At 48.9% G+C, this 19,973-nt stretch carries 19 protein-coding genes and 1 pseudogene; 11 read left to right on the top strand and 9 right to left on the bottom strand.

Annotated elements, in window-relative coordinates; genetic code table 11:
• The first annotated feature begins 19 nt into the window (after positions 1-19).
• The 3 genes from NB647_RS00510 to NB647_RS00520 all read left to right on the top strand — a co-directional run bounded on the left by NB647_RS00510 (position 20) and on the right by NB647_RS00520 (position 2,127).
• A complete protein-coding gene (locus tag NB647_RS00510; protein WP_269283582.1) occupies positions 20-979 on the top strand; it encodes a tetratricopeptide repeat protein in 960 nt (319 codons plus the stop codon).
• 117 nt (positions 980-1,096) lie between these two features.
• Positions 1,097-1,435: a CidA/LrgA family protein gene (locus tag NB647_RS00515; protein WP_269283585.1), complete on the top strand. Its 339-nt coding sequence runs from the start codon at positions 1,097-1,099 to the stop codon at positions 1,433-1,435.
• Complete coding sequence (locus NB647_RS00520; RefSeq protein ID WP_269283587.1) at positions 1,432-2,127, top strand: LrgB family protein; 696 nt, start codon at positions 1,432-1,434, stop codon at positions 2,125-2,127. The genes NB647_RS00515 and NB647_RS00520 overlap by 4 nt, the downstream gene beginning before the upstream one ends.
• A gap of 45 nt (positions 2,128-2,172) precedes the next feature.
• Here the strand turns inward: NB647_RS00520 and NB647_RS00525 are convergent, their stop codons facing one another.
• Complete coding sequence (locus NB647_RS00525; RefSeq protein ID WP_269283590.1) at positions 2,173-3,183, bottom strand: MBL fold metallo-hydrolase; 1,011 nt, start codon at positions 3,181-3,183, stop codon at positions 2,173-2,175.
• A 92-nt stretch (positions 3,184-3,275) separates the two neighbouring features.
• On the opposite strand from NB647_RS00525, the gene NB647_RS00530 reads away from it, so the two are divergent.
• From NB647_RS00530 to NB647_RS00540, 3 genes are read left to right on the top strand one after another with little or no spacing between them, the layout of a single operon-like run.
• Positions 3,276-3,590, top strand: coding sequence for a DUF485 domain-containing protein (locus tag NB647_RS00530; protein WP_269283592.1), 315 nt, complete (start codon positions 3,276-3,278; stop codon positions 3,588-3,590).
• A 3-nt stretch (positions 3,591-3,593) separates the two neighbouring features.
• Entirely contained in the window at positions 3,594-5,123 is a 1,530-nt protein-coding gene (locus tag NB647_RS00535; RefSeq protein ID WP_269283594.1) for a solute symporter family protein, read from the top strand.
• A 17-nt stretch (positions 5,124-5,140) separates the two neighbouring features.
• Positions 5,141-6,184, top strand: coding sequence for a carbon-nitrogen hydrolase family protein (locus tag NB647_RS00540; protein WP_269283595.1), 1,044 nt, complete (start codon positions 5,141-5,143; stop codon positions 6,182-6,184).
• A 68-nt stretch (positions 6,185-6,252) separates the two neighbouring features.
• On the opposite strand, the gene NB647_RS00545 is transcribed toward NB647_RS00540, so the two are convergent.
• The 3 genes from NB647_RS00545 to NB647_RS00555 all read right to left on the bottom strand — a co-directional run bounded on the left by NB647_RS00545 (position 6,253) and on the right by NB647_RS00555 (position 10,301).
• Entirely contained in the window at positions 6,253-6,921 is a 669-nt protein-coding gene (locus NB647_RS00545; protein ID WP_269283597.1) for a GNAT family N-acetyltransferase, read from the bottom strand.
• 55 nt (positions 6,922-6,976) lie between these two features.
• Positions 6,977-8,260 carry a multifunctional CCA addition/repair protein gene (locus tag NB647_RS00550; protein ID WP_269283599.1) on the bottom strand — a complete coding sequence of 428 codons (1,284 nt, stop codon included), beginning with the start codon at positions 8,258-8,260 and terminating at the stop codon, positions 6,977-6,979.
• A gap of 121 nt (positions 8,261-8,381) precedes the next feature.
• Positions 8,382-10,301 carry a lytic transglycosylase domain-containing protein gene (locus NB647_RS00555; protein ID WP_269283602.1) on the bottom strand — a complete coding sequence of 640 codons (1,920 nt, stop codon included), beginning with the start codon at positions 10,299-10,301 and terminating at the stop codon, positions 8,382-8,384.
• Positions 10,302-10,335: 34 nt separating this feature from the next.
• Between NB647_RS00555 and NB647_RS00560 the strand changes: the two genes are divergently transcribed.
• Together NB647_RS00560 and waaC are read left to right on the top strand one after the other, a co-directional pair.
• Entirely contained in the window at positions 10,336-10,932 is a 597-nt protein-coding gene (locus tag NB647_RS00560; protein WP_269283604.1) for a 5-formyltetrahydrofolate cyclo-ligase, read from the top strand.
• A gap of 30 nt (positions 10,933-10,962) precedes the next feature.
• On the top strand, positions 10,963-11,949 hold the full coding sequence (gene waaC / locus NB647_RS00565; protein ID WP_269283607.1) for a lipopolysaccharide heptosyltransferase I: 987 nt from the start codon (positions 10,963-10,965) through the stop codon (positions 11,947-11,949).
• Positions 11,950-11,980: 31 nt separating this feature from the next.
• On the opposite strand, the gene NB647_RS00570 is transcribed toward waaC, so the two are convergent.
• The 3 genes and pseudogenes from NB647_RS00570 to NB647_RS00580 form a co-directional block, all read right to left on the bottom strand.
• Positions 11,981-12,676, bottom strand: a complete 696-nt coding sequence (locus NB647_RS00570) for a BON domain-containing protein (RefSeq protein ID WP_269283609.1) — start codon at positions 12,674-12,676, stop codon at positions 11,981-11,983.
• A pseudogene (locus NB647_RS00575) lies at positions 12,669-13,264 on the bottom strand (phosphoheptose isomerase). Before NB647_RS00575 ends, NB647_RS00570 begins: the two are co-directional and overlap by 8 nt.
• Before the next feature lie 30 nt (positions 13,265-13,294).
• Positions 13,295-13,645 (bottom strand): YraN family protein, encoded by a 351-nt coding sequence (locus tag NB647_RS00580; RefSeq protein WP_269283611.1) that lies wholly within the window; start codon positions 13,643-13,645, stop codon positions 13,295-13,297.
• A 151-nt stretch (positions 13,646-13,796) separates the two neighbouring features.
• Between NB647_RS00580 and rsmI the strand changes: the two genes are divergently transcribed.
• A complete protein-coding gene (gene rsmI / locus NB647_RS00585; RefSeq protein WP_269284679.1) occupies positions 13,797-14,663 on the top strand; it encodes a 16S rRNA (cytidine(1402)-2'-O)-methyltransferase in 867 nt (288 codons plus the stop codon).
• A gap of 33 nt (positions 14,664-14,696) precedes the next feature.
• Here the strand turns inward: rsmI and NB647_RS00590 are convergent, their stop codons facing one another.
• On the bottom strand, positions 14,697-15,173 hold the full coding sequence (locus tag NB647_RS00590; RefSeq protein ID WP_269264614.1) for a MarR family winged helix-turn-helix transcriptional regulator: 477 nt from the start codon (positions 15,171-15,173) through the stop codon (positions 14,697-14,699).
• Between the two features lie 185 nt (positions 15,174-15,358).
• Here NB647_RS00590 and NB647_RS00595 point away from each other — a divergent pair, with 185 nt between their 5' ends.
• Positions 15,359-16,141 (top strand): EFR1 family ferrodoxin, encoded by a 783-nt coding sequence (locus NB647_RS00595; RefSeq protein WP_269283613.1) that lies wholly within the window; start codon positions 15,359-15,361, stop codon positions 16,139-16,141.
• A 40-nt stretch (positions 16,142-16,181) separates the two neighbouring features.
• Here NB647_RS00595 and NB647_RS00600 read toward each other — a convergent pair whose 3' ends face one another.
• Positions 16,182-18,032: a potassium transporter Kup gene (locus NB647_RS00600; protein ID WP_269283616.1), complete on the bottom strand. Its 1,851-nt coding sequence runs from the start codon at positions 18,030-18,032 to the stop codon at positions 16,182-16,184.
• Positions 18,033-18,288: 256 nt separating this feature from the next.
• On the opposite strand from NB647_RS00600, the gene ettA reads away from it, so the two are divergent.
• Positions 18,289-19,956, top strand: a complete 1,668-nt coding sequence (gene ettA, locus NB647_RS00605; RefSeq protein ID WP_269264617.1) for an energy-dependent translational throttle protein EttA — start codon at positions 18,289-18,291, stop codon at positions 19,954-19,956.
• Positions 19,957-19,973: the final 17 nt, after the last annotated feature.

A 19,973-nucleotide genomic window follows, 5' to 3' on the forward strand; every position in this document is an offset into this window, starting at 1 on the left:
TCCACCTGCATCCCGTATCATGACAGCGAAACATCCTGACGACGAAATTGATAACATTATCTGGTCAGAAATCGAGTCAAGCGATTCGAAGGGTGATTTTATTTGCTACGTGATCCATTCTCCGGCCAATGCAAAGTTTCTCGAGAATGCAAAACAACGGATTGATACAGAACCGGATCCCGATTCACTGGTCCCGGTAAAATATCCTAATGCGATCAGGCGAATAGAAGAACTTGCCAGAAAAAATGATGCCGTTGCATCGTTTCACATGGGTAAGATCCACGCTCTCGGCATCGCCATTCCCCAGAATCTCCCTGAAGGGATCCTCTGGTACGAAAAAGCTGTCGAGTTGGGTGAACCGAGAGCGCATGCCAATCTCGGATGGTTCTATCAATCCGGCTATGGCGTCACCAAAAATCCGCAAAAAGCTTTCGAACTGCTTTCCTATGCCGCAGAACATGGTGTCCTGTCGGCAAAGGCCGCTATTGGCATAATGCTTTTAAAAGGCGAAACGACCGAACCGGATAGTGTGACGGGGCTGAAAAAACTCGAGGAAGCGTTCAACGAAGGTTATCTTAACGCCGGAAATCACCTCTCGGACATCTATTTCGAAGGCAAGTATGTCGAAAAAGACATCGAGCAGGCGCACCGGTGGCTCTGGAATGTGGCCAATTGCGGAGATGAACGGTCAATGGCCATTCTGGGCCATTATCTTATTACCGGAAGTCATGGAAAAAAAGACACCGATACCGGCCTGAAGTTGATGCACAAGGCGATCGAAAAGCGGTTTTTACCGGCCTATTTATGGTTGGGGACCCTTTATAAAAAAGGAAACGGTGTCGAACAGAACCTCAAAAAAGCGCTTGACCTGTTCAAGGAAGGTGTTCTTGCGGGCGAAAAAGACTGTGAAAAAGCCATTTCCATTCTGTTGGCCGAACAGAACATCACCGGCATCAATACACCCAAATCATTTCACTAGTTTTCCGAACACATCGAAATTTTTTCGAGCGAAATCTCATCTATTCCTTACCACCCGGATTCATGAATAGTGCTATTGTATGCGTGAATTCTGTCGTGCTTTTAACGGGGAATAACCATGTTACGCCAATGTTCAATCATTTTTATCTGTCTTGCCATCGCTGAACTGATCGTTCATGTAACGCATATCCATTTTCCTTCCTCACTGCTGGGAATGCTGATACTGACCTTCTCGCTCAAAACCGGTCTGGTCAAACTGGAATGGGTAAAAGGAATTTCCGATTTCCTGCTGTCCCATTTCGGTCTTTTTTTCGTTCCCCCCGGAGTTGCGTTGATGCTCTATCTTGGAATCATTCAGGCACAACTGATCCCGATCGTGGCGGCAACCCTCATCAGTACCTTGCTTGTCTTGACCGCTACAGGATGGACCTATCAACTTATCCGTAAAATACTATGAGTGAATTTCTGCACAGCGAACTGTTTGCCGTGACATTGACAATAGGTCTTTTCTGGGGAGCTCAACTGATCCAGAAAAAACTTCGTTCCGTTATTCTGAATCCGATCCTGGTAGCGATCATTCTGATTATCCTCATACTGAAAGTCGGCAATATATCTTATGAAACGTATTACGAAGGGGGGAAATATATCGAATTCCTGCTGAAACCGGCTATTGTGGCACTGGGAGTACCGCTTTACCAGCAAATCGAACAGATACGCAAACAGGCCCTGCCCATTCTGGCCTGCCAGCTGGCCGGTTGTATCGTGGGAGCTGCCTCGGCTTTCCTTATCGCACAGTATTGTGGAGCGACACCGGATGTTGCCATTTCGCTTGCACCAAAATCGGCGACGACGCCGATCGCCATGGAAGTTTCCAAGCTGACCGGCGGCATTCCCTCCCTGACAGCCATTATCGTTATCGTGACCGGTATTCTGGGCGCTATTTTCGGTCTCAGATTTCTCCGGCTCATTGGCGTAAAAAGCCCTATCGCACAAGGGCTTGCTCTTGGTGCCGCTGCGCACGCTGTCGGGACATCACATGCCATGGAGAGAAATGTAAAACTGGGCGTTTATTCCAGCCTGGGGCTAATTGTGAACGGGACACTAACCGGGGTGCTGACACCTTATATCCTTCATGCCATCGGCATCTGACGCTCCTCCGGCAGGCAAAATACAACCTGCCGGAACATCCGGATATCAAGCCGTCACGAAACGAATGACTCCATCCCGCTCCAGTCTTTTCAGCTTCTGTTGTTTTTCAAGATAATTCAGATGCGCGATGGATTCTCCCATGGCAAACATGCACTGGTGAGCATCCACAATTTCCCTCTCGAACAGAACCGGCAGCAATTCACAGGCCGTACGCGGAACCGTACAGGCTCTCAGTACGGCATGACATCGACTCCGGTGGTGTTCTTCCAGAAACCGGACCCTTGCATGTATCCCCCGGAAAGGACGGCCATGAGAAGGCAAAACAAGGGTATCCGCCGGCAAATCCAGAAATCGCCGGACAGACTCCAGAAATTCTTTCAAAGGATTTCCAAGCGGATCAACCACCATGACAGGAATATTGGTCGAAATACTGGGCAACAGCATATCACCCGAAATCAGGATATTCAGTTCCCGGCAATAAAACGAGGCGTGTTCCACCGCATGCCCGTAACCCGCTATGACTTCCCATTCATGCGACCCGATTGTTATCCGGTCGCCATCACGAATGTAATGACAGGTTGATGGAAGTACAGGGCATCCCTGGCCATAGACATGGCCTCGCACTTTCAGTGCTTTCACACGGGATTCATCCAGACCATGCCATTCAAACAGTCGAATCATGGCATCGACTGAATAACTTTCCAGCTGATTCTGGCAAGCCAGAGCAGTCAGATATTCTCCCCGAGTCATCCACAAGGAAGCGCCCGTCTTTTGTTCAAGCCACCCGGCAAGACCGATATGATCCGGATGATAGTGAGTGATCACCTGCCTGACAAGCGTGTACTGGCAAAGGCATCTGTTCCAGACCGACTTGCCGGTATCCCAGGTCACCCCGGTATCCACAGTACACCATCCACCTTCGTCCTGAAGTAACCAGATATTGACGTGATTGAGTACGAAAGGCAGTGGCATACGTAACCAGTGAACCTCTGGCACGATTATTGCTGGTTCTTCTGTCGGAACTGTCTTGTCGAAAGGATATGTGATTTCTGACATGGCCTGAACACGAAAACAGGAAAAGAGAATTGTAGCGTTAATTTCCAAAGACAGTTCGCATCAGGAATCACCACATTGATAGGAGCATAAAAATGAGCAGAAATATTGACTGGCAAGGTGCCTTCCATTCCATCGAATTCAGGAAAGCAAAAAACAACAGGCTGAAATTCGTCATTCCTCTTCTGGCCTGTTTCACCCTGCTGTTTCTGGGCCTGTTTTCTGTACAAAGCTATTTCTCCGATATCGGCAGCCTGAAGATCATCGGCGAAATCGATCTCGGTTTTTTCTTTGTCATGTCCCTGTTTCCACTAACCGGTCTTCTGGGAATCTGGTTCACTTCATATACAAAGGCACATGTCTATCCCTATGAAGATCTCGTTGTCAGGACATATTCAAGGAAAGGGTAAATCATGCATATCCTGTCAATCATCGTTTTTCTGGTATTAATTGCACTGACGCTTGTCATTACGGCCAGAGCGGCGAAAAAGGTCAAGACAGACAAGGACTTTTATGCAGCCGGCGGAGAAATACCCGGCTGGCAAAATGGATTGGCCATTGCCGGCGAATTCATGGCGTCTGGCGCATTTCTGGGAATTGCAGGCCTGATCGCATTTCACGGACTGGACGGAGAAATTTTCTCGATCTGCTGGTTCGCCTCGTTCTTTGTCGTTCTGGTTCTGGTTGCCGAGGTGATCCGCAATTCAGGCAAATACACTTTCATCGACATCGTTTCCTACCGGCTCAACCAGAAATCGATACGTCCCGCAGTCGCCGTGACGGTATTTATTGTCAGCCTGACCTACCTGATACCGCAAATGGTTGCCGCCGGTGCATTGAGCAAAATACTGTTCGGCATTTCGGATACGCTGGGTATCCTGATCGTGGGAGGTCTCATGATCGTGTATGTGGTTCTGGGAGGGATGATGGCCGCCACCTGGGTTCAGTCCCTGAAAGCCATTCTTTTGCTGGCAGCCGGTTACCTGCTGGCCTGGCTGACCATGTCCCATTTCAACTTTTCCGTCGCCAGTCTCTTCGATGCGGTCGTCCATTCCCCTGAACTCGGCGAAAAATGGGTGCAACAGGGAGGATGGCTGCGCAACCCCATTGAAAGATATTCTCTCGGTCTGAGTCTGCTCTTCGGTACGGCAGCCATGCCGCACGTTCTGATGAGGCTGTTTACCGTCAAATCCAAGGAACAGGCACAAAAAAGCGCCCTGTGGACCATGCTTTTCATGGGAATGTTCCACATGATCACGTTCATTTTCGGATTGGGTGCCGCCGTACTGGTCGGCAAGGAAGCGATTTATGCAATGGATCCGGGAGGCAATCTCGCCACCCCCATGCTGGCACAGTTTGTTGCCGGAGGCGCGAACTCTTTCACTGGTGAACTGTTCATGGCCTTTATCGTCTCCATCGCCTTCATTACTGTCATTGCAACCGTTTCAGGACTGTGCATTGCCGCATCGACTGCTTTCTCGTACGATTTCTGGTTCAAAGTCATCAAAAATGGCAGACAGGATCATACCGGCCAGATCAGAACCGCCAGAATTTCCGCCATTGCCATCGGTATTCTGGCCATTATCTGTTCACTTGCCATGAAGCACATGAACGTTGCATATCTTTCCGGCCTCGCCTTCTCTATCGCTGCAACGGTCAATCTTCCCACCATCATACTGGCGCTTTACTGGAAGAAACTGACGACAACCGGTGCTTTGATCGGCATTATCGGAGGAACTGTCATTTCCCTGTTCGCCGTTCTGACCGGACCATCGATCATGGGAGCGAATGCCCTCTTCCCATTAAGCAATCCGGGCATTGTCACCATCCCGCTCGGTTTTCTGATCACCTGTATCGCATCCTTGCTGACCGCGGACAAGGAAGCTGAACAGAAATATGTTGAATTGTCTGTCCGCTCGCATAGCGGTCTGGGCGCAGAATAAATGAAAGGACAATAAAGATGAGTGGCGATAAATATCCAAAATTCAGGGCGGCAGCTGTTCAGGCCGCTCCTGTATTCCTCAACCGGGAAGCAACGATAGACAAAGTGGAAACGTTGCTCACGGAAGCGACGGCTAATAGTGCGAAACTGGTCGTCTTTCCGGAATCTTTTATCCCCTGCTTTCCGGTATGGTGTCTGGTTCATGCGCCGATTGACCAACATCCGCTTTTCACAAGACTGTACGAAAATGCACTGGATGTCAAAAGCGACGCTTTCAGGAAACTGGCCAGCCTTGCCAAAAAATACAATGTATTCCTATCCATCGGCGTAACCGAGAAATCAGATTACAGTATGGGCGCCATGTGGAATACCAACCTGTTATTCGACAGCAACGGCAATCTTGTCGGCAAGCATCGCAAAATCATGCCGACCTGGGCCGAGAAGCTGGTGCACAATTTCGGTGACGGTTCATCCCTGATTGTACATGAGACTGAAATCGGAAAACTGGGTGTACTGATCTGCGGCGAAAACACCAATACACTGGCAAGATACAGTATGGTTGCCCAGGGAGAACAAGTGCATATCTCAACTTATCCGCCCTGTTGGCCGACAATGAGAAAGTCCACCATTTCGGGAGGATATAACATGAAAGATGTCATTCATGTCCGGGCCGCCTCTCATGCATTCGAAGGAAAAGTCTTCAACATCGCCTCATCCGGTGTTCTTGACGAGGATGCCATCAATCAGGTGGCAGGAGATGATGAAACGCTGAGGGAATTTCTGAAGAATGCCTGCCCGGCAGCGACAATGATTGTCGGTCCAGACGGCGAATATGCATCGGAACCCTTGGTCGGAGAAGAAGGGATTGTCTATGCGGACATTGATATCAACAGGGAAATCGCCCTGAAGGGAGTTCACGACATTGTCGGTTCCTATCAGAGACTGGATATTTTTCAGCTTCATGTCAACAGGACCAGACTGAAACCGGCTTATTTTTCCGAAGAGGAAAATGGTACGTCTGTTCCCGAAGAAAATACCAATGACGAAGCTGATGTCATTTGACCGGCTGTCGCGACAAAAAACGGATTCGGCAGAAAATACCGAATCCGTTATATTCCGGAATCCCGATGTCAATATGATGGTGGATTTTCCGGATGATTCGAGGATTTCACCACTTTCTCCGGAGAAACCGGATTTCTGAGCCAGCGAACGGCATTGCGCATTCTTCCATTTAACGCATAGTCCAGAGAAGCGGCTTTTTCTTCGGCGTGTTCCCGCCGGAAGCTTTCTGAATCAGGACCCGGCAGATGCAAATAACCATCGACCTCGCCATGATCCTTGTGAATTTTCATTCCTGCCTTTTCTGCTATACACAGCATAGGCTTGTTTGAGGCCAGACAATGGATATAAAGTGTATTGACATGATGATTACGGCAATGAATCGCCGCTCTGTCAAACAGTTTTGTTCCCACATTTTTCCGCCTCATCGGTGCAGAAACCGAAACACCGAATTCTGCGACCCGGTCGGTACGCTCTCCCTCCAGAGCTGGCAAGGAAACCGGATCCAGAAATGCCAAGTGTCCGACGCCCACCAGATTGTATGTACTTTCATAAACGCCGAAAACCGTATCCCGGGTAAAATCGATACGTTGAACATACCGGCTGACCGCTTCATCTGGCAAGGCGGCTCCGAAACGCAATCTTCTGTCCGACGGACTCAATCCCAGAAAATGGTTGAGCATAAAAGGCCGATCCTGTTCGGAAAGTTCCTTGATGAAAATGACAGGACTATTCTTCATACGCTTTTTCCGATCGGATAACGTGGGAAAACATTTCAGCCACTCAAATGATATTTCAGGGGATCGCGTCTTTTTTGCCGACCTCGATTTTCTTGATATGCCCGAAACGCATGGCATTGACGGCATCCGCAGCGGCATCAACGCGTGCATTATGCAATGCGCGGGGAATTTCCTCGGAAGCGTCATCCATGGACTGGATAATGGCCGCGGCATCAATACTTTTGGCAGCATTCAAAATCATCATCCAGTAATCCCTCTGGGGAAAAGGAATGTCTTCAAAGCTGACTGTATCCGATTTACGCCCCCTTAAATCACATTCCGTCGCATTGATCACATCAACGAACCGTTCCGGACGGCGAAAGGCATCGCACCGTTCCAGTACCATGACAGCCGTCTTCGAACGCAACTCGGAACTGCGCCGGATATTGCCATGTTCTCTGGCTGTCATGACCGCAATATCGCGATACATGTTCGAAACATGCAATCGGCGGCAAACATTATCGACCAGTGGAGCGCCCCGCTCTTCATGGGCGCGGTGATGAGGCCACTGGTTGGAAGGCGTCGTCCCCTTCCCGAGATCATGCAAGAGGACGGCAAAACGAACGGTCAGCGGATAATTTTTCCTGGCGGAATAATCCAGTGCCAGCATCGTATGAAGTCCCGCATATATTTCGGGATGATATTTTTCAGGTTGGGGAACATTCCACAACGCCTCGATCTCGGGAAAGAGACGTGCCAGGGCGCCGCACTCATGCATGACACTGATCATGCGTGAAGGTTTTTCTTCCATCAATCCCTGAGACAATTCTTTCCAGATTCTTTCCGGAACAAGTGCATCCACCTCACCGGAAGAAACCATGTTTTTCATCAATTCCATGGTTTCAGGCGCTACCGAAAAATCCGTGTATCTTGCCGCAAAACGTGCCAGCCGGAGAATCCTGACAGGATCTTCACTGAATGCCGTCGAAACATGACGGAGCACTTTTCCCTCAATATCTCTTTTTCCTCCAAAAGGATCGATCAGTTCACCTTCTTCGGACATAGCCATTGCATTGATCGTCAAATCCCTGCGAAGCAGATCTTCTTCGAGTGTCACATCAGGAGATGCATGAAACACAAATCCTTTATAACCCGGCGCCACTTTTCTTTCTGTGCGCGCCAGCGCATACTCCTGCCTAGTTTCAGGATGGAGGAAAACCGGAAAATCCTTTCCGACCGGCTTGAATCCCAACGATAACATTTCTTCGACAGTAGAACCGACGACGACATAATCAACGTCATGAACAGGGCGTCTCATGACTTTATCCCGTACAGCGCCACCAACGGTGTATATTTTCATAAGTTCTATTCGATAAAATAATCTTGGCAGACATTCTGGCAGAAAACTGTTTCATACCATTTTGCCCGGGTTTCCTTACTCTTTTTCCAACTGTCTAAATTATAAATGTTTTTCAGATTTTTCACGGAGTGACGACACCCAGCCGCTTTTTCAGGGACTGGGGCTTTCCTTCAAATAACGCGGCATAATAAGTCGCATTGGACATCACATTCTTGACATAATCGCGTGTCTCGGAAAAAGGAATCGTTTCCGCGAATATCGCGCCGTCAACCGTCCTCGACAATGTCGTCTTCCAGTTTTTCGGTCTCCGGGGACCGGCGTTGTAAGCAGCCGTAGCCAGTACCTGGGAACCTTCCAGATCATTCAATACCATATTCAGGTAATTGGTCCCCAGTAAAATATTGGTTTCAAGGCTGTTGATTTTTCCCGGACGGTATTCACTCAATCCGATTTTACGGGCGACGTATTTTGCCGTAGCGGGCATGACCTGCATCAAACCGGATGCACCGACGGAAGATTGTGCGTTCATGACAAAACGGGATTCCTGCCTGACCAGTCCATAAGTCCACGCCATATCCAGCCCCAACTGTTCCGTCGCCGCCCGGACAGTTTCCTTGAAAGGTGCCGGAAAACGTTGGGTGAAATCCACTTCGTCCCGAGTCCTGTCCGACGTATTGACCATCCGGTCCAGCATGTTTATTTTTCCGGCATACTCGGCAGCCGCCAGCAGCTGATGCTCGTCCATTTTACGCAATTGCCAGTTCCATTCCCGGATACCTTCGAAACGCCAGTTCATTTTAAAAAATTTCTGCGCCAGCTGAAAACCCGGGTTACTGGACATGGCAGCGATTTCCGCCTCGGAAAAAGTCTTCCGGTTCCCGTTGACACTGATCTTTCTGCCCAATTCTTCCTGAGCCAGCTGCCCGTAAAAGTGATATTGGTCGGCAATGGACGAAAACAGCTTGTGTGCCTGTTCCCTCTGTTCCAGTGCGACAAGCGCCCGCCCCTTCCAGTAAATCCATGCCGGATCTTTTTGCAGAGAAACAGGCATTTGATTGATCCATTCATGAACCAGACGCCAATTCTGTTTGCGCAATGCCGCCCTGACTTTCCATTCATGGGCATAAGGTGAAATATCGGCTGGAGAAACAGATGCCTTCTTCCAGTATTCCAAAGCATCCGGAGACAACGCGACGGAAGCCACAAGAGCAATTGCCGACCAGCCGGTCGCCTGTTCTTTCCGGCTGAGCGAAGATGAAGCCTCGTCCAGATACTGCGCCGCCAGTGTCGGGTCTTTTTTGGCCAGCCTGCCTAACGCCAGCAAATACACTTCATGTGAAGACCGGCTTGTTCCGGTTCCCTGATCCAGAACAGAGGCCGGTATTTCCATCGCTTTCGAAACTTCCGCTTTGGATACGCCGGACAGGGTAGCGAAACGGATCGCCAAGGCCGTCAGATTATTCTCCGAAGCCAGCCTGCTTTGAAACCAGATATCGTCCTCGACAAACTGCTTTCTGCTGAAAAGATCGGAAACCAGTGCATAACAGGCTTCACCGTATTTTCTGGGTTTGACGAGAAGCGTGCGCGCGTCTTTCGAGACATTCAATCCCTTGTCTGCCCTGGACATCAGAGCATAGCATTTGACCTGCGTATCGTCATTCAATACGAAAAACGGATAATGTTTGTCAAAACTGGCCCAGTTTCCATTGCGTCCCTGTATGAGCAGCCAGTCATTCCTCAAACGATCGGCAATCGCGCTTCCTTTGTACCTGGACAAGTAGGTATCTACTTCCTCCTCACTGGCATTGCGCAAATCGGATTTGAGAAGATAATAGTCGACATAAGAAGGAACCGGATAATCTTTCAGACTGTCGGCCAACCGGGTTGCACGTGCGGCATCTTCTTTACGTGCGGCATCTCTAAGTTGCCGGAAAGATTCGTCCTGGGCCGTTGTCGTCGTCAAATCCCGAGAGGCTTCAGCATATGGAAAAACAGCAAACGCCAAGACAAGCAGCAGCAAATTCCTGAATCGTGCAAACATAGGAACCTCTCTTTTTACGGTATCTAAATTGTTTATGAGTTTACCACCAGACCCTGATTTCAAGCACAGTGAACAGTCCGTATCGGCCGGATTCAAAAAAACATTGCGGAAAACACTTCTCGACATCCGAAAAAACATGACGGCCGACGAGCATGTCCGTTTCGATCATGAAATAGGCAGACAAGTTTCACTTTATCTTCGTTCCAGAATGTTCAAAACAATAGGTGTCTATCTTCCTATCCGGAATGAACCGGATTTGCTGGAGTTATACGAAGAACTGTCTGCCAAAATGCATTTATCCCTGCCTGTCACCATCGACAAAGACCAGCCGCTGCAATTCGTCAGATGGAAACCCGGCGACCCGCTTGTCAAAGGAGACTATAATGTTTCCATTCCCGCAATGCGGGAACCTGTCGATATGCCTGAAGTCTTGCTGATTCCCTGTGTCGGTTATACGGTCAACCGTTTCCGGCTGGGATATGGCGGAGGGTTCTTCGACAGAACGCTGGCGGAACACCCCGATACCCATACCATCGGGATCGCCTACTCCTGCCTTTTAACGGATTTTCCAACCGAAGAAAACGATATTCCTCTTCGATGCATTATTACGGAAACAGGAATTATGCTTTAATTCTGTTTTCCCGATTTGTTTTGTGCCGTCATGCGTATTCTTATCGTTCGTGTTTCATCTCTGGGTGATGTCGTTCACAATCTGCCCGTCCTGGCCGATATCCACCGGCATTTTCCGGATGCGGTTATTGACTGGGTTGTTGAAGAACCCTACGTCGGACTTGTGAAACAGAACAGATACGTCAATGAAGTCATTCCCTTTGCCCTGAGACGATGGAGAAAAAACATTTTTTCATCGGCGACCCGAAAAGAATTCAGGAAATTCCTGAACCGTCTGAAGCAAAATGCCTACGATTATGTATTCGATACCCAGGGCCTGATCAAAACCGGAGTGATCATGGGATTCGCACGGACTGTGGAACACGGCAAAAAAATCGGGCTTGCCCACAAGACAGATGGTTCGGGATACGAACCCTTGTCACGCATTTTCCATGACGAAAGCATATCGGTAGAAAAACACATCCATGTCGTTACAAGAGGCCGGGAGGTTGTTGCCAAGGCACTTGGCTATACCATTGATCCGGTTCCCGATTTTGGCCTTCTCACTCCTGCTCTCACACCGGAATGGTTACCTGAACGGCCTTATGCTGTCTTTTTTCACGGGACATCGCGCGATTCAAAAAAATGGCCCCGAAAAAACTGGGTCGATATCGGACATATCCTGACGGAAAACGGACTCTGCATCTTGTTGCCCTGGGGATCTGCAAAAGAAAAGGAAGAAGCCGAATCGCTTGCCGCTGCCATTCCCGGTTCGCGAATTCTGCCACGGCTATCCATAACGGATACTGTCACCTTAACCGGCAAAGCGGCTTTTATCGTCGGTGTCGACACCGGACTGTCCCATCTTGCAGCGGCCTTCGACAAACCGACTGTCCAGATCTACTGCAATATTCCACGATGGCGTACCTGTGCTGACTGGTCAGACAATATCATCAGTCTTGGCGGAGAACATGAAATACCGACATTACATGAGGTGAAAGCGGCCGTACAGAAACTGCTGCTGCATGCAAGCAAATAGCCGACCTGCCACCCGATCTCGGTTCCGTCCACTATTGGGCATACTGTTCATCCCCTGCACCCGTACTGTTCGAATCCGTATTTCTTGGCGCAGACAAGGTAGACAGGCGCTGAAGTTCCTGATCGGAAATATAATCAAATACCTTCACGACACGCTGTACGCCACTGACGCCACTTGCCACCCTTGCTGCCCGGTTACCTTCCTGTTCCGTCACCCGTCCCATCAGATAGACCGTACCACGCTCCGTTACCGTTTTCAACGATTGGGAAAACAATTGCTTGTCATCCACAAAACTGGCGGCGACCTTACCGGTAATCAGGGTATCGCTTGATCGGGATGTCAAACTCGACGGAGCGGCAATAACCAGCTCATTGACCACAGCCTCGACATTTTCAATCTGGGCAATGGCATTTCCCACAGCCTGTTTCATCGCTTCATTCTGGACTTCTCCTGTCAACAGAACCTTGCGATTGAAACTGGTCACATTGACATGGCCTTTCTCGCCCACCAGATTGGAAGCGGTATTTTCTCCCTTGAGCAGAATGATTTTATCTTCAGTTTGGGCACCCAGTGTGCGTCTGTCCGTTGCGGCCATCGAACCGCTGACAGCCCCGCTGGCCATCATAACCGGAACACAAGAAGGAAGTGCACACAACATGGCACTTCCGACAACCAGGACAGCCAGACGATGTTTCCAGATACTCCCTGATGAATTCTTTTTATTCATCTATGTCTTCTCCAAATAATGCGGCATCGATTCCATCGCACAAACAATGAATCACCAATAAATGAACTTCCTGAATCCGTGCGGTTCTGTCATGCGGAACACAGATATGAATATCGGTTTCGGCAAGCATTTTCCCGATCGCTCCCCCCCTTTTCCCGTCAGGGCGATAACACTCATTTCCCTGTCGTGAGCGGCCTCAATGGCAGAAACAACATTGGACGAATTCCCGGAAGTGGAGATAGCCAGCAACAAATCGCCCGGCTGGCCGAAAGCCTGGACCTGCTTGACGAAAACATCCTGATAACTGTAATCGTTACCCACCGCAGTGAGAATGGAAGTATCGGTCGTCAGTGCCATCGCAGGCAATGGCAATCTTTCCTTTTCGAACCGTCCCACCAGTTCCGCGGCAAAATGCTGGCAATCGGCAGCAGAACCGCCATTACCGCAAGCCAGTATTTTGTTACCCTGCGTCAGCACTGAAAACATCAGGTCGGCAGCATTGGCAATCGGTTCTGCAAGAACGTCCGCCGCCCGCTTTTTCAGATCGGCACTTTCATTGAAATGCCCGAGTATTCTTTGATTTCTCATCTATATCACGTGATTGAAAATATTTTTCATCTAATGAACTTCAATAACATTTTTCAGCCATTGACATTCGGTGCCATCGAAAGCCACGACGTCGAAACGACATACCGGAATACGAGCGCAACCGAGCAGATAGAACTTGGCGGTCCGGACCAGCCTCTGCTGCTTGGCTGGAGAAACACTGGCAGCAGCTCCCCCGAAAACACGATTCTTCCTTTTACGTACTTCTATAAAGACAAGTACCTCTCCCTCCAGCATAATCAAATCGATTTCTCCGAAGCGGCATCGAAAATTCCGCTCCACGACCTTCAATCCTCTTTCAGCCAGAAAGGATAACGCTTTTTCCTCAGCTTTATAACCGATATTTTGTTTTTCAGCATGCATTCAGAGAAAAATACCTGTCACATACCCAAAAGACAGAACATGAGCCTGCCCTGAAATTCACTTGTATTTACCCATCCACTCCATCACAATCCCGATATGAGAAAACGCTCATGAATACCTGAAGGAGTCGTCCGTGTCTATACAGAAACTGATGGAATCACTGTCACACCAAACCATTCCCGATTCGACATTATATGTGATCGGTACACCAATCGGTAATATGGGTGATATCAGTCTGAGAGCTCTGCATATTCTTGGACTGGTTGATGCGGTTGCCTGTGAAGATACACGTGTTACAAGAAATCTGCTTTCTTTTTACGGCTTGAGCAAGGAACTGATCAGTGCACATCAACACAACGAACGTGAAATAGCGGCCAAGCTGATCGACCGGCTGCGAAATGGTGATCGCATTGCACTTGTATCGGATGCCGGCACGCCAGCCGTATCCGATCCCGGAGCAAAAATCGTCGACACCGTACGCCAGTCGGGTTTAAATGTCATTCCCATTCCGGGACCGTCTGCCGCCATTACAGCGCTTTCAGCAAGCGGTTTTCCGGACAAGCATTTTCTGTTCGTCGGATTTCTGCCGACCCGGGCCGTTCAACGCCGGGAGTTTCTGCTGAATCTGAAAAATGTCAACGCAACTCTCGTTATTTACGAAGCTCCGCACCGCATCAGGGAAACCCTCAAAACGCTGGCCGATGTTTTCGAACCCTCCAGACAAATTCTCATTGCACGCGAAATCACAAAACTGTTTGAGGAAATTCACCGATGTCCCCTCTTTGAATCCACAGCCTGGCTGGAACAAAATCCGGACCATCAAAAAGGCGAATTCGTTTTGCTCGTAGAAGGAACCACGACATCGGCTCAAACGGACTTGCAGGCGCAACATGTCCTATCCGTCCTGCTTGAAGAACTCCCGGTCAGCTCCGCTGCCAGTCTGGCTGCCAGAATAACCGGAATCAAAAAGAAAAAACTTTACGAAATGGCATTACAGCTTAAAGATAGCGAATCCTGAATGATGATCATACGGTCAACAGACTGCAAACGATCAGGTTTCCCGTGAATCGTCATATTTTCTGATCGCGCCCCCCAATGCATCGAAAACCCGTTGGCAGGCATCAATGTCTTCTTCTGTCACATCTTTCAACAATTCACGGCGAAACGGTGAAAAAGCCTGTTCAATCAAATCAACCCTTTTCAACCCTTCATCGGTCAACGTCAGAATTTTCGCCCTTCTGTCGCTTTCATCCTCAACTCTCACCAGCAATCCCGCCTCAATCAGCTGATCCATTATCCTGACCAGAGAGGAGGGTGCCAGATCCAGCAATTCGGCGACATCACTTAAACGCACATGATTACCCATGCGGCTGATCATGACAGCCGGCAATGCCATAGCCTGTGAAAGCCCAAAACCAGACACACGCCTGTCGGCCATCGCCTTGTATGCCTTCGATGTCTGTGTCAGCGACATCATCAATTTCATTCTCTTGCGATCGTAAGCATCCATTTCGGATATAATTTGCATTCAAAATATTTGAAGCGAAAATATTATCGTGCTTCAACCATGATTTCAAGTAGCCCGTTTTTGACTTCACTATAATTTCTTTTCCTGACCGGCACCTGCGACTTTCACTTCAAACAACAGATTTAGACATCCCGATCATTTATACTTGAAAATATCGTTGCGACAACAGACAAAAGGAGACGTCAATGCAGTTTAGAGAAACCGAACTCGTTTATTTCAGTGCAACAGGCACGACAAGAAAAATAATCGAAACCATTGGCAGTGTATTGCCCGGTCGCAAAAACGCTCACAATCTCTTGCTGAAGCCGATCAAGGATGATTTTCCGATCACCGCCGATCGTTTGACCGTCGCGGCAATGCCCGTTTACAACGGAAGGCTTCCCGATTACTGCACCCAAAGCCTGATACACTTGAAAGGAAACGATACTCCAGCCATAGCTGTTGTCGTTTACGGCAACCGTGAATATGACGACGCACTGCTGGAACTGAAAACCATTCTGGAAAAAAACGGTTTTTTTGTTGTTGGTGCCGCCGCTTTCGTGGCACGTCATTCCATATTCCCGCAAGTCGCGACAGACCGTCCCGACACAAATGATCTGGCACTCGTCAGGGACTTTACCAGGAAATGTACCGAAAAACTCGATTCACTGTCCGCACCGGAAGAATTTGTCCCGTTTGAAGTAAAAGGCAACTTTCCCTACAAGGAAGCCAAACCGGTACCGATGAAACCTTCGTCAGGCGAAGATTGCAATCTCTGCGGAACATGCGCCCAGATTTGTCCGGTTGGCGCCATTTCCGTTACAGAAACCGAAACCAGAACAGATGAAGGATTGTGCATTTCATGCGGTGCCTGCATTAACGCATGCCCAAGCGAATCAAGACAATACAGAGGTGCCGATTACGAAAAATTCAAGGGGAAATTCATTGAACGCTTCAGCCGAAGAAAAGAACCCGAACTGTTTTTCTGAAATATCCGTAAAAAAACCGGTTTGAAACCGGTTTTTTTGATTAAATTTCGACTCTGGCTCCCAGTTCAATCACCCGGTTTGTCGGGATCTGGTAATAGTCCGCGGCACTGCGCGCATTTCTGGAAATCCAGATAAAGAGATGTTCGCGCCATTTGACCATTCCTGACTTGGGAGACGGTATCAATGTCTGTCTTGACACAAAAAATGACGTGGACATCATGTCAAAACTGTAACCATGTTCCCTGCAAAGTTCGAGTACTTTCGGAATATCCGGTTCATTTTTGAAACCATAATAGACATCTATCTGATAACACTGATGGCCAAGATCATGGATCCTGACCCGCTCCCAACGGGGAACCCATGGCACTTCCCGGGTATGTATCGTCAGAAAAAACACCCTTTCATGGAGCACTTTATTATGTGACAGATTGTGCAGCAGCGCTTGCGGAACCCCGTCATTTTCACCACGCAGGAAAACCGCCGTTCCCTTGACTCGTTGTGGCGGAGCGAAAAACAGAGACTGCAAAAAAGAATCCAGCGGAATGGCATGTCTTTTCTGGCTCGCCCCGACCAGCTTTCTCCCTCTTCTCCACGTCAGCATCAATACATAAAGCAAAACCCCCAAAGCCAATGGGAACCACCCACCGCTCGTGATTTTCAGCACATTGGAAGAGAACAGGAAAATATCGACTACAAAAAAGCAAAACGATACCACCAAAGAGGCAAACAAATTTTGCTTCCAGTGGTAATACATGACAAAAAACAGGAGCACGGTTGTAATAGCCATTGTACCGGTCACTGCAATACCGTAAGCACCGGCCAGATTGTCCGATGAACCGAAACCGATAATCGCAAGTAGGACAGCTGTCATCTGGAGCCAGTTGACTGTCGGTATATATATCTGCCCGATTTCAGATGCCGAGGTATGCACGATTTTCATTCGGGGAAGAAGTCCCAGACCAATGGCCTGACGTGTGATCGAAAAAGCCCCGGAAATGGTGGCCTGGGAAGCGACAATGACAGCGATGGTCGAGATAAAAACAAGAGGATAAATACTCCACGAGCCAAGCTGCTGGAAAAACGGATTGGAAATGGCTGCGGGATTCGAAAGCAACAAACCGCCCTGCCCCAGATAATTCAGAGACAAGGCGGGAAAAATCAGCATAAACCAGGCACGCCGGATCGGGCTGGAACCAAAATGTCCCATATCCGCATACAGGGCTTCCGCTCCGGTAAAAGCCAGTACGATAGCACCCAGTGCGATAAAAGCGACCGTGGCATTATTATGAACGAACTGCCAGGCATTTAGCGGGTTCAACGCAACCAGAATTTGCGGCGCTTCAATAATATTGACAATCCCCATTACCGCCAGCGACAGAAACCAGATAATCATCAGGGGGCCGACCCATTTCCCGATCCCTGCCGTACCGGTCGACTGAATGGCATAGAGCACGACCAGAATGACAATGGCAATCGGTACAATATAGGGTTTGAAAAATGGTGTAGCCACTTCAAGACCTTCTGTTGCCGAAAGAACCGATATGGCTGGCGTAATGACACTGTCACCATAAAACAGTGCGGCACCGAATACCCCCATCGTCAATAAAGGCATGTGCCATCTGGATTTTTCCGGCAACGAATTATGAGCCAGCGCGACCAGAGCCAGGATCCCACCTTCACCACGATTATCCGCCTTAAGCATCATGTAGACATATTTGAGCCCGACGACAATGATCAGCCCCCAGATAATCAGTGAAATGATGCCAATGATGTTTTCCGGTATCAGGGCAAGTCCATGTTCCTCAATGAATACCGCTTTCATCGTATACAACGGGCTGGTTCCTATATCGCCATAGACGATGCCGATCGCAGCAATCGTCATCGCAGCCATGCCATGCTTTTCCGGTTTTATCGCCAATTCTGCTCCTATTCGTTATCTCAACTTTCGCACGATAGGATAAACCTGATCGAAAAGCAAATAATTACGTCCTATTTTTATTCAAAAAAGGATAAATTCCCAAAATTGTCAACAATGCAATTTCATGACAATGCATTTGCGCAAGTTTTTTGCGCATGATATTTTCTAGTTTTTTCTGACCGATGCATTAACGTCAGTATCATTTGTTCCGCTCATTGCACAAATCACTATGGCTCAATATGTTTTCACAATGAACCGTGTCGGCAAAGTGGTACCGCCGAAACGTCAAATCCTGAAAGACATTTCGCTCTCCTTTTTCCCGGGCGCGAAGATCGGTGTCCTCGGTCTGAATGGGGCCGGCAAATCGACCCTTTTGAAAATCATGGCCGGTATCGACAACGAAATCCAGGGAGAAGCGATACCGATGCCGGGTATCAAAATCGGGTATATGCCACAGGAACCCGAACTTGACCCGGAGCAGACCGTACGTGAAGCCGTTGAATCCGGTTTGGGGGAAATCATCGAGGCCCAGAAAAAGCTGGACGCCGTATACGCCGCTTACGCCGAACCCGATGCTGATTTCGACGCACTGGCGACAGAGCAGGCCCGACTTGAAGCGATCATTGCAGCTGCCGACGGAGGGAAAACGGAACAGCAGATGGAAATGGCTGCCGATGCTTTGCGCCTTCCTCCGTGGGATTCAAAAATCAAGATACTGTCGGGAGGTGAAAAACGGCGTGTCGCTCTGTGTCGGTTGTTGTTATCCAAACCCGACATGCTGTTGCTTGATGAACCGACCAATCATCTCGATGCAGAATCGGTGGAATGGCTCGAACAGTTTCTGCATCGTTTCCCAGGAACAGTCGTTGCAATCACCCACGACCGTTACTTTCTCGACAATGCAGCCGAATGGATCCTGGAACTGGACAGGGGGCAGGGTATTCCCTGGAAGGGCAATTACAGTTCATGGCTTGACCAGAAAAACCTGCGTTTGAAACAGGAAGAACAAAAAGAATCTGCCCGCCAGAAAACCATCGCCAAGGAACTGGAATGGGTCAGACAAAATCCCAAGGGAAGACAGGCAAAAAGCAAGGCCCGGCTCGCCCGCTTCAATGAATTGTCCGAATACGAATATCAGAAACGGAATGAAACCCAGGAAATTTTCATTCCCGTCGCAGAAAGACTGGGAAACGATGTCATTGAATTCCGTCACGTCAGCAAAAGTTTTGGCGACCGTCTGCTAATCGACGATTTGAGTTTCATTATCCCGGCCGGTGCAATTGTCGGAGTCATCGGCCCGAACGGAGCCGGCAAATCCACCTTGTTCAAAATGATCGCCGGACAAGAGCAACCAGACCAGGGTGAAATCCTGATCGGAAAAACGGTCCGGTTGTCACTTGTCGATCAGTCGAGAGAAGCTCTCGACAACGACAAAACCGTATTTGAAGACATCAGCGAAGGTACGGATCTGATCTCTGTCGGCCGCTTTGAAATGAATGCCCGCGCGTACCTGGGCCGTTTCAATTTCAAGGGAAGCGATCAGCAAAAAAAAGTCGGCAATCTCTCCGGAGGCGAACGGGGACGTCTTCATCTGGCAAAAACATTGATGAAAGGCGGCAATGTCCTGTTATTGGATGAACCTTCCAATGACCTTGATGTCGAAACATTGCGCGCACTGGAAGACGCCCTTCTGGAATTCGCCGGCAGTGTCATCGTTATTTCCCATGACCGGTGGTTCCTTGACCGTATCGCGACACATATTCTTGCCTTTGAAGGAAACTCGCAAGTCACTTTCTTCGAAGGCAATTATCAGGAATATGAAGCAGACAAACGCAAACGGCTGGGAGAAGAAGGCGCCAAACCGAAACGATTACGCTACAAACCGGTAACACGTTGAATTAAAACAACTGCAAA

This window comes from Oxalobacter aliiformigenes, from assembly GCF_027116575.1.
In the GTDB taxonomy this organism is placed as follows: Bacteria; Pseudomonadota; Gammaproteobacteria; order Burkholderiales; family Burkholderiaceae_D; genus Oxalobacter; species Oxalobacter aliiformigenes.

Excerpts from the sequence above, each read along its gene's own strand:
- NB647_RS00510 (WP_269283582.1), top strand. The coding sequence starts at position 20 with ATGACAGCGAAACATCCTGACGACGAAATTGATAACATTATCTGGTCA.
- NB647_RS00515 (WP_269283585.1), top strand. The coding sequence starts at position 1,097 with ATGTTACGCCAATGTTCAATCATTTTTATCTGTCTTGCCATCGCTGAA.
- NB647_RS00520 (WP_269283587.1), top strand. The coding sequence starts at position 1,432 with ATGAGTGAATTTCTGCACAGCGAACTGTTTGCCGTGACATTGACAATA.
- NB647_RS00525 (WP_269283590.1), bottom strand. The coding sequence starts at position 3,183 with ATGTCAGAAATCACATATCCTTTCGACAAGACAGTTCCGACAGAAGAA.
- NB647_RS00530 (WP_269283592.1), top strand. The coding sequence starts at position 3,276 with ATGAGCAGAAATATTGACTGGCAAGGTGCCTTCCATTCCATCGAATTC.
- NB647_RS00535 (WP_269283594.1), top strand. The coding sequence starts at position 3,594 with ATGCATATCCTGTCAATCATCGTTTTTCTGGTATTAATTGCACTGACG.
- NB647_RS00540 (WP_269283595.1), top strand. The coding sequence starts at position 5,141 with ATGAGTGGCGATAAATATCCAAAATTCAGGGCGGCAGCTGTTCAGGCC.
- NB647_RS00545 (WP_269283597.1), bottom strand. The coding sequence starts at position 6,921 with ATGAAGAATAGTCCTGTCATTTTCATCAAGGAACTTTCCGAACAGGAT.
- NB647_RS00550 (WP_269283599.1), bottom strand. The coding sequence starts at position 8,260 with ATGAAAATATACACCGTTGGTGGCGCTGTACGGGATAAAGTCATGAGA.
- NB647_RS00555 (WP_269283602.1), bottom strand. The coding sequence starts at position 10,301 with ATGTTTGCACGATTCAGGAATTTGCTGCTGCTTGTCTTGGCGTTTGCT.
- NB647_RS00560 (WP_269283604.1), top strand. The coding sequence starts at position 10,336 with ATGAGTTTACCACCAGACCCTGATTTCAAGCACAGTGAACAGTCCGTA.
- waaC (WP_269283607.1), top strand. The coding sequence starts at position 10,963 with ATGCGTATTCTTATCGTTCGTGTTTCATCTCTGGGTGATGTCGTTCAC.
- NB647_RS00570 (WP_269283609.1), bottom strand. The coding sequence starts at position 12,676 with ATGAATAAAAAGAATTCATCAGGGAGTATCTGGAAACATCGTCTGGCT.
- NB647_RS00580 (WP_269283611.1), bottom strand. The coding sequence starts at position 13,645 with ATGCATGCTGAAAAACAAAATATCGGTTATAAAGCTGAGGAAAAAGCG.
- rsmI (WP_269284679.1), top strand. The coding sequence starts at position 13,797 with ATGGAATCACTGTCACACCAAACCATTCCCGATTCGACATTATATGTG.
- NB647_RS00590 (WP_269264614.1), bottom strand. The coding sequence starts at position 15,173 with ATGCAAATTATATCCGAAATGGATGCTTACGATCGCAAGAGAATGAAA.
- NB647_RS00595 (WP_269283613.1), top strand. The coding sequence starts at position 15,359 with ATGCAGTTTAGAGAAACCGAACTCGTTTATTTCAGTGCAACAGGCACG.
- NB647_RS00600 (WP_269283616.1), bottom strand. The coding sequence starts at position 18,032 with ATGGCTGCGATGACGATTGCTGCGATCGGCATCGTCTATGGCGATATA.
- ettA (WP_269264617.1), top strand. The coding sequence starts at position 18,289 with ATGGCTCAATATGTTTTCACAATGAACCGTGTCGGCAAAGTGGTACCG.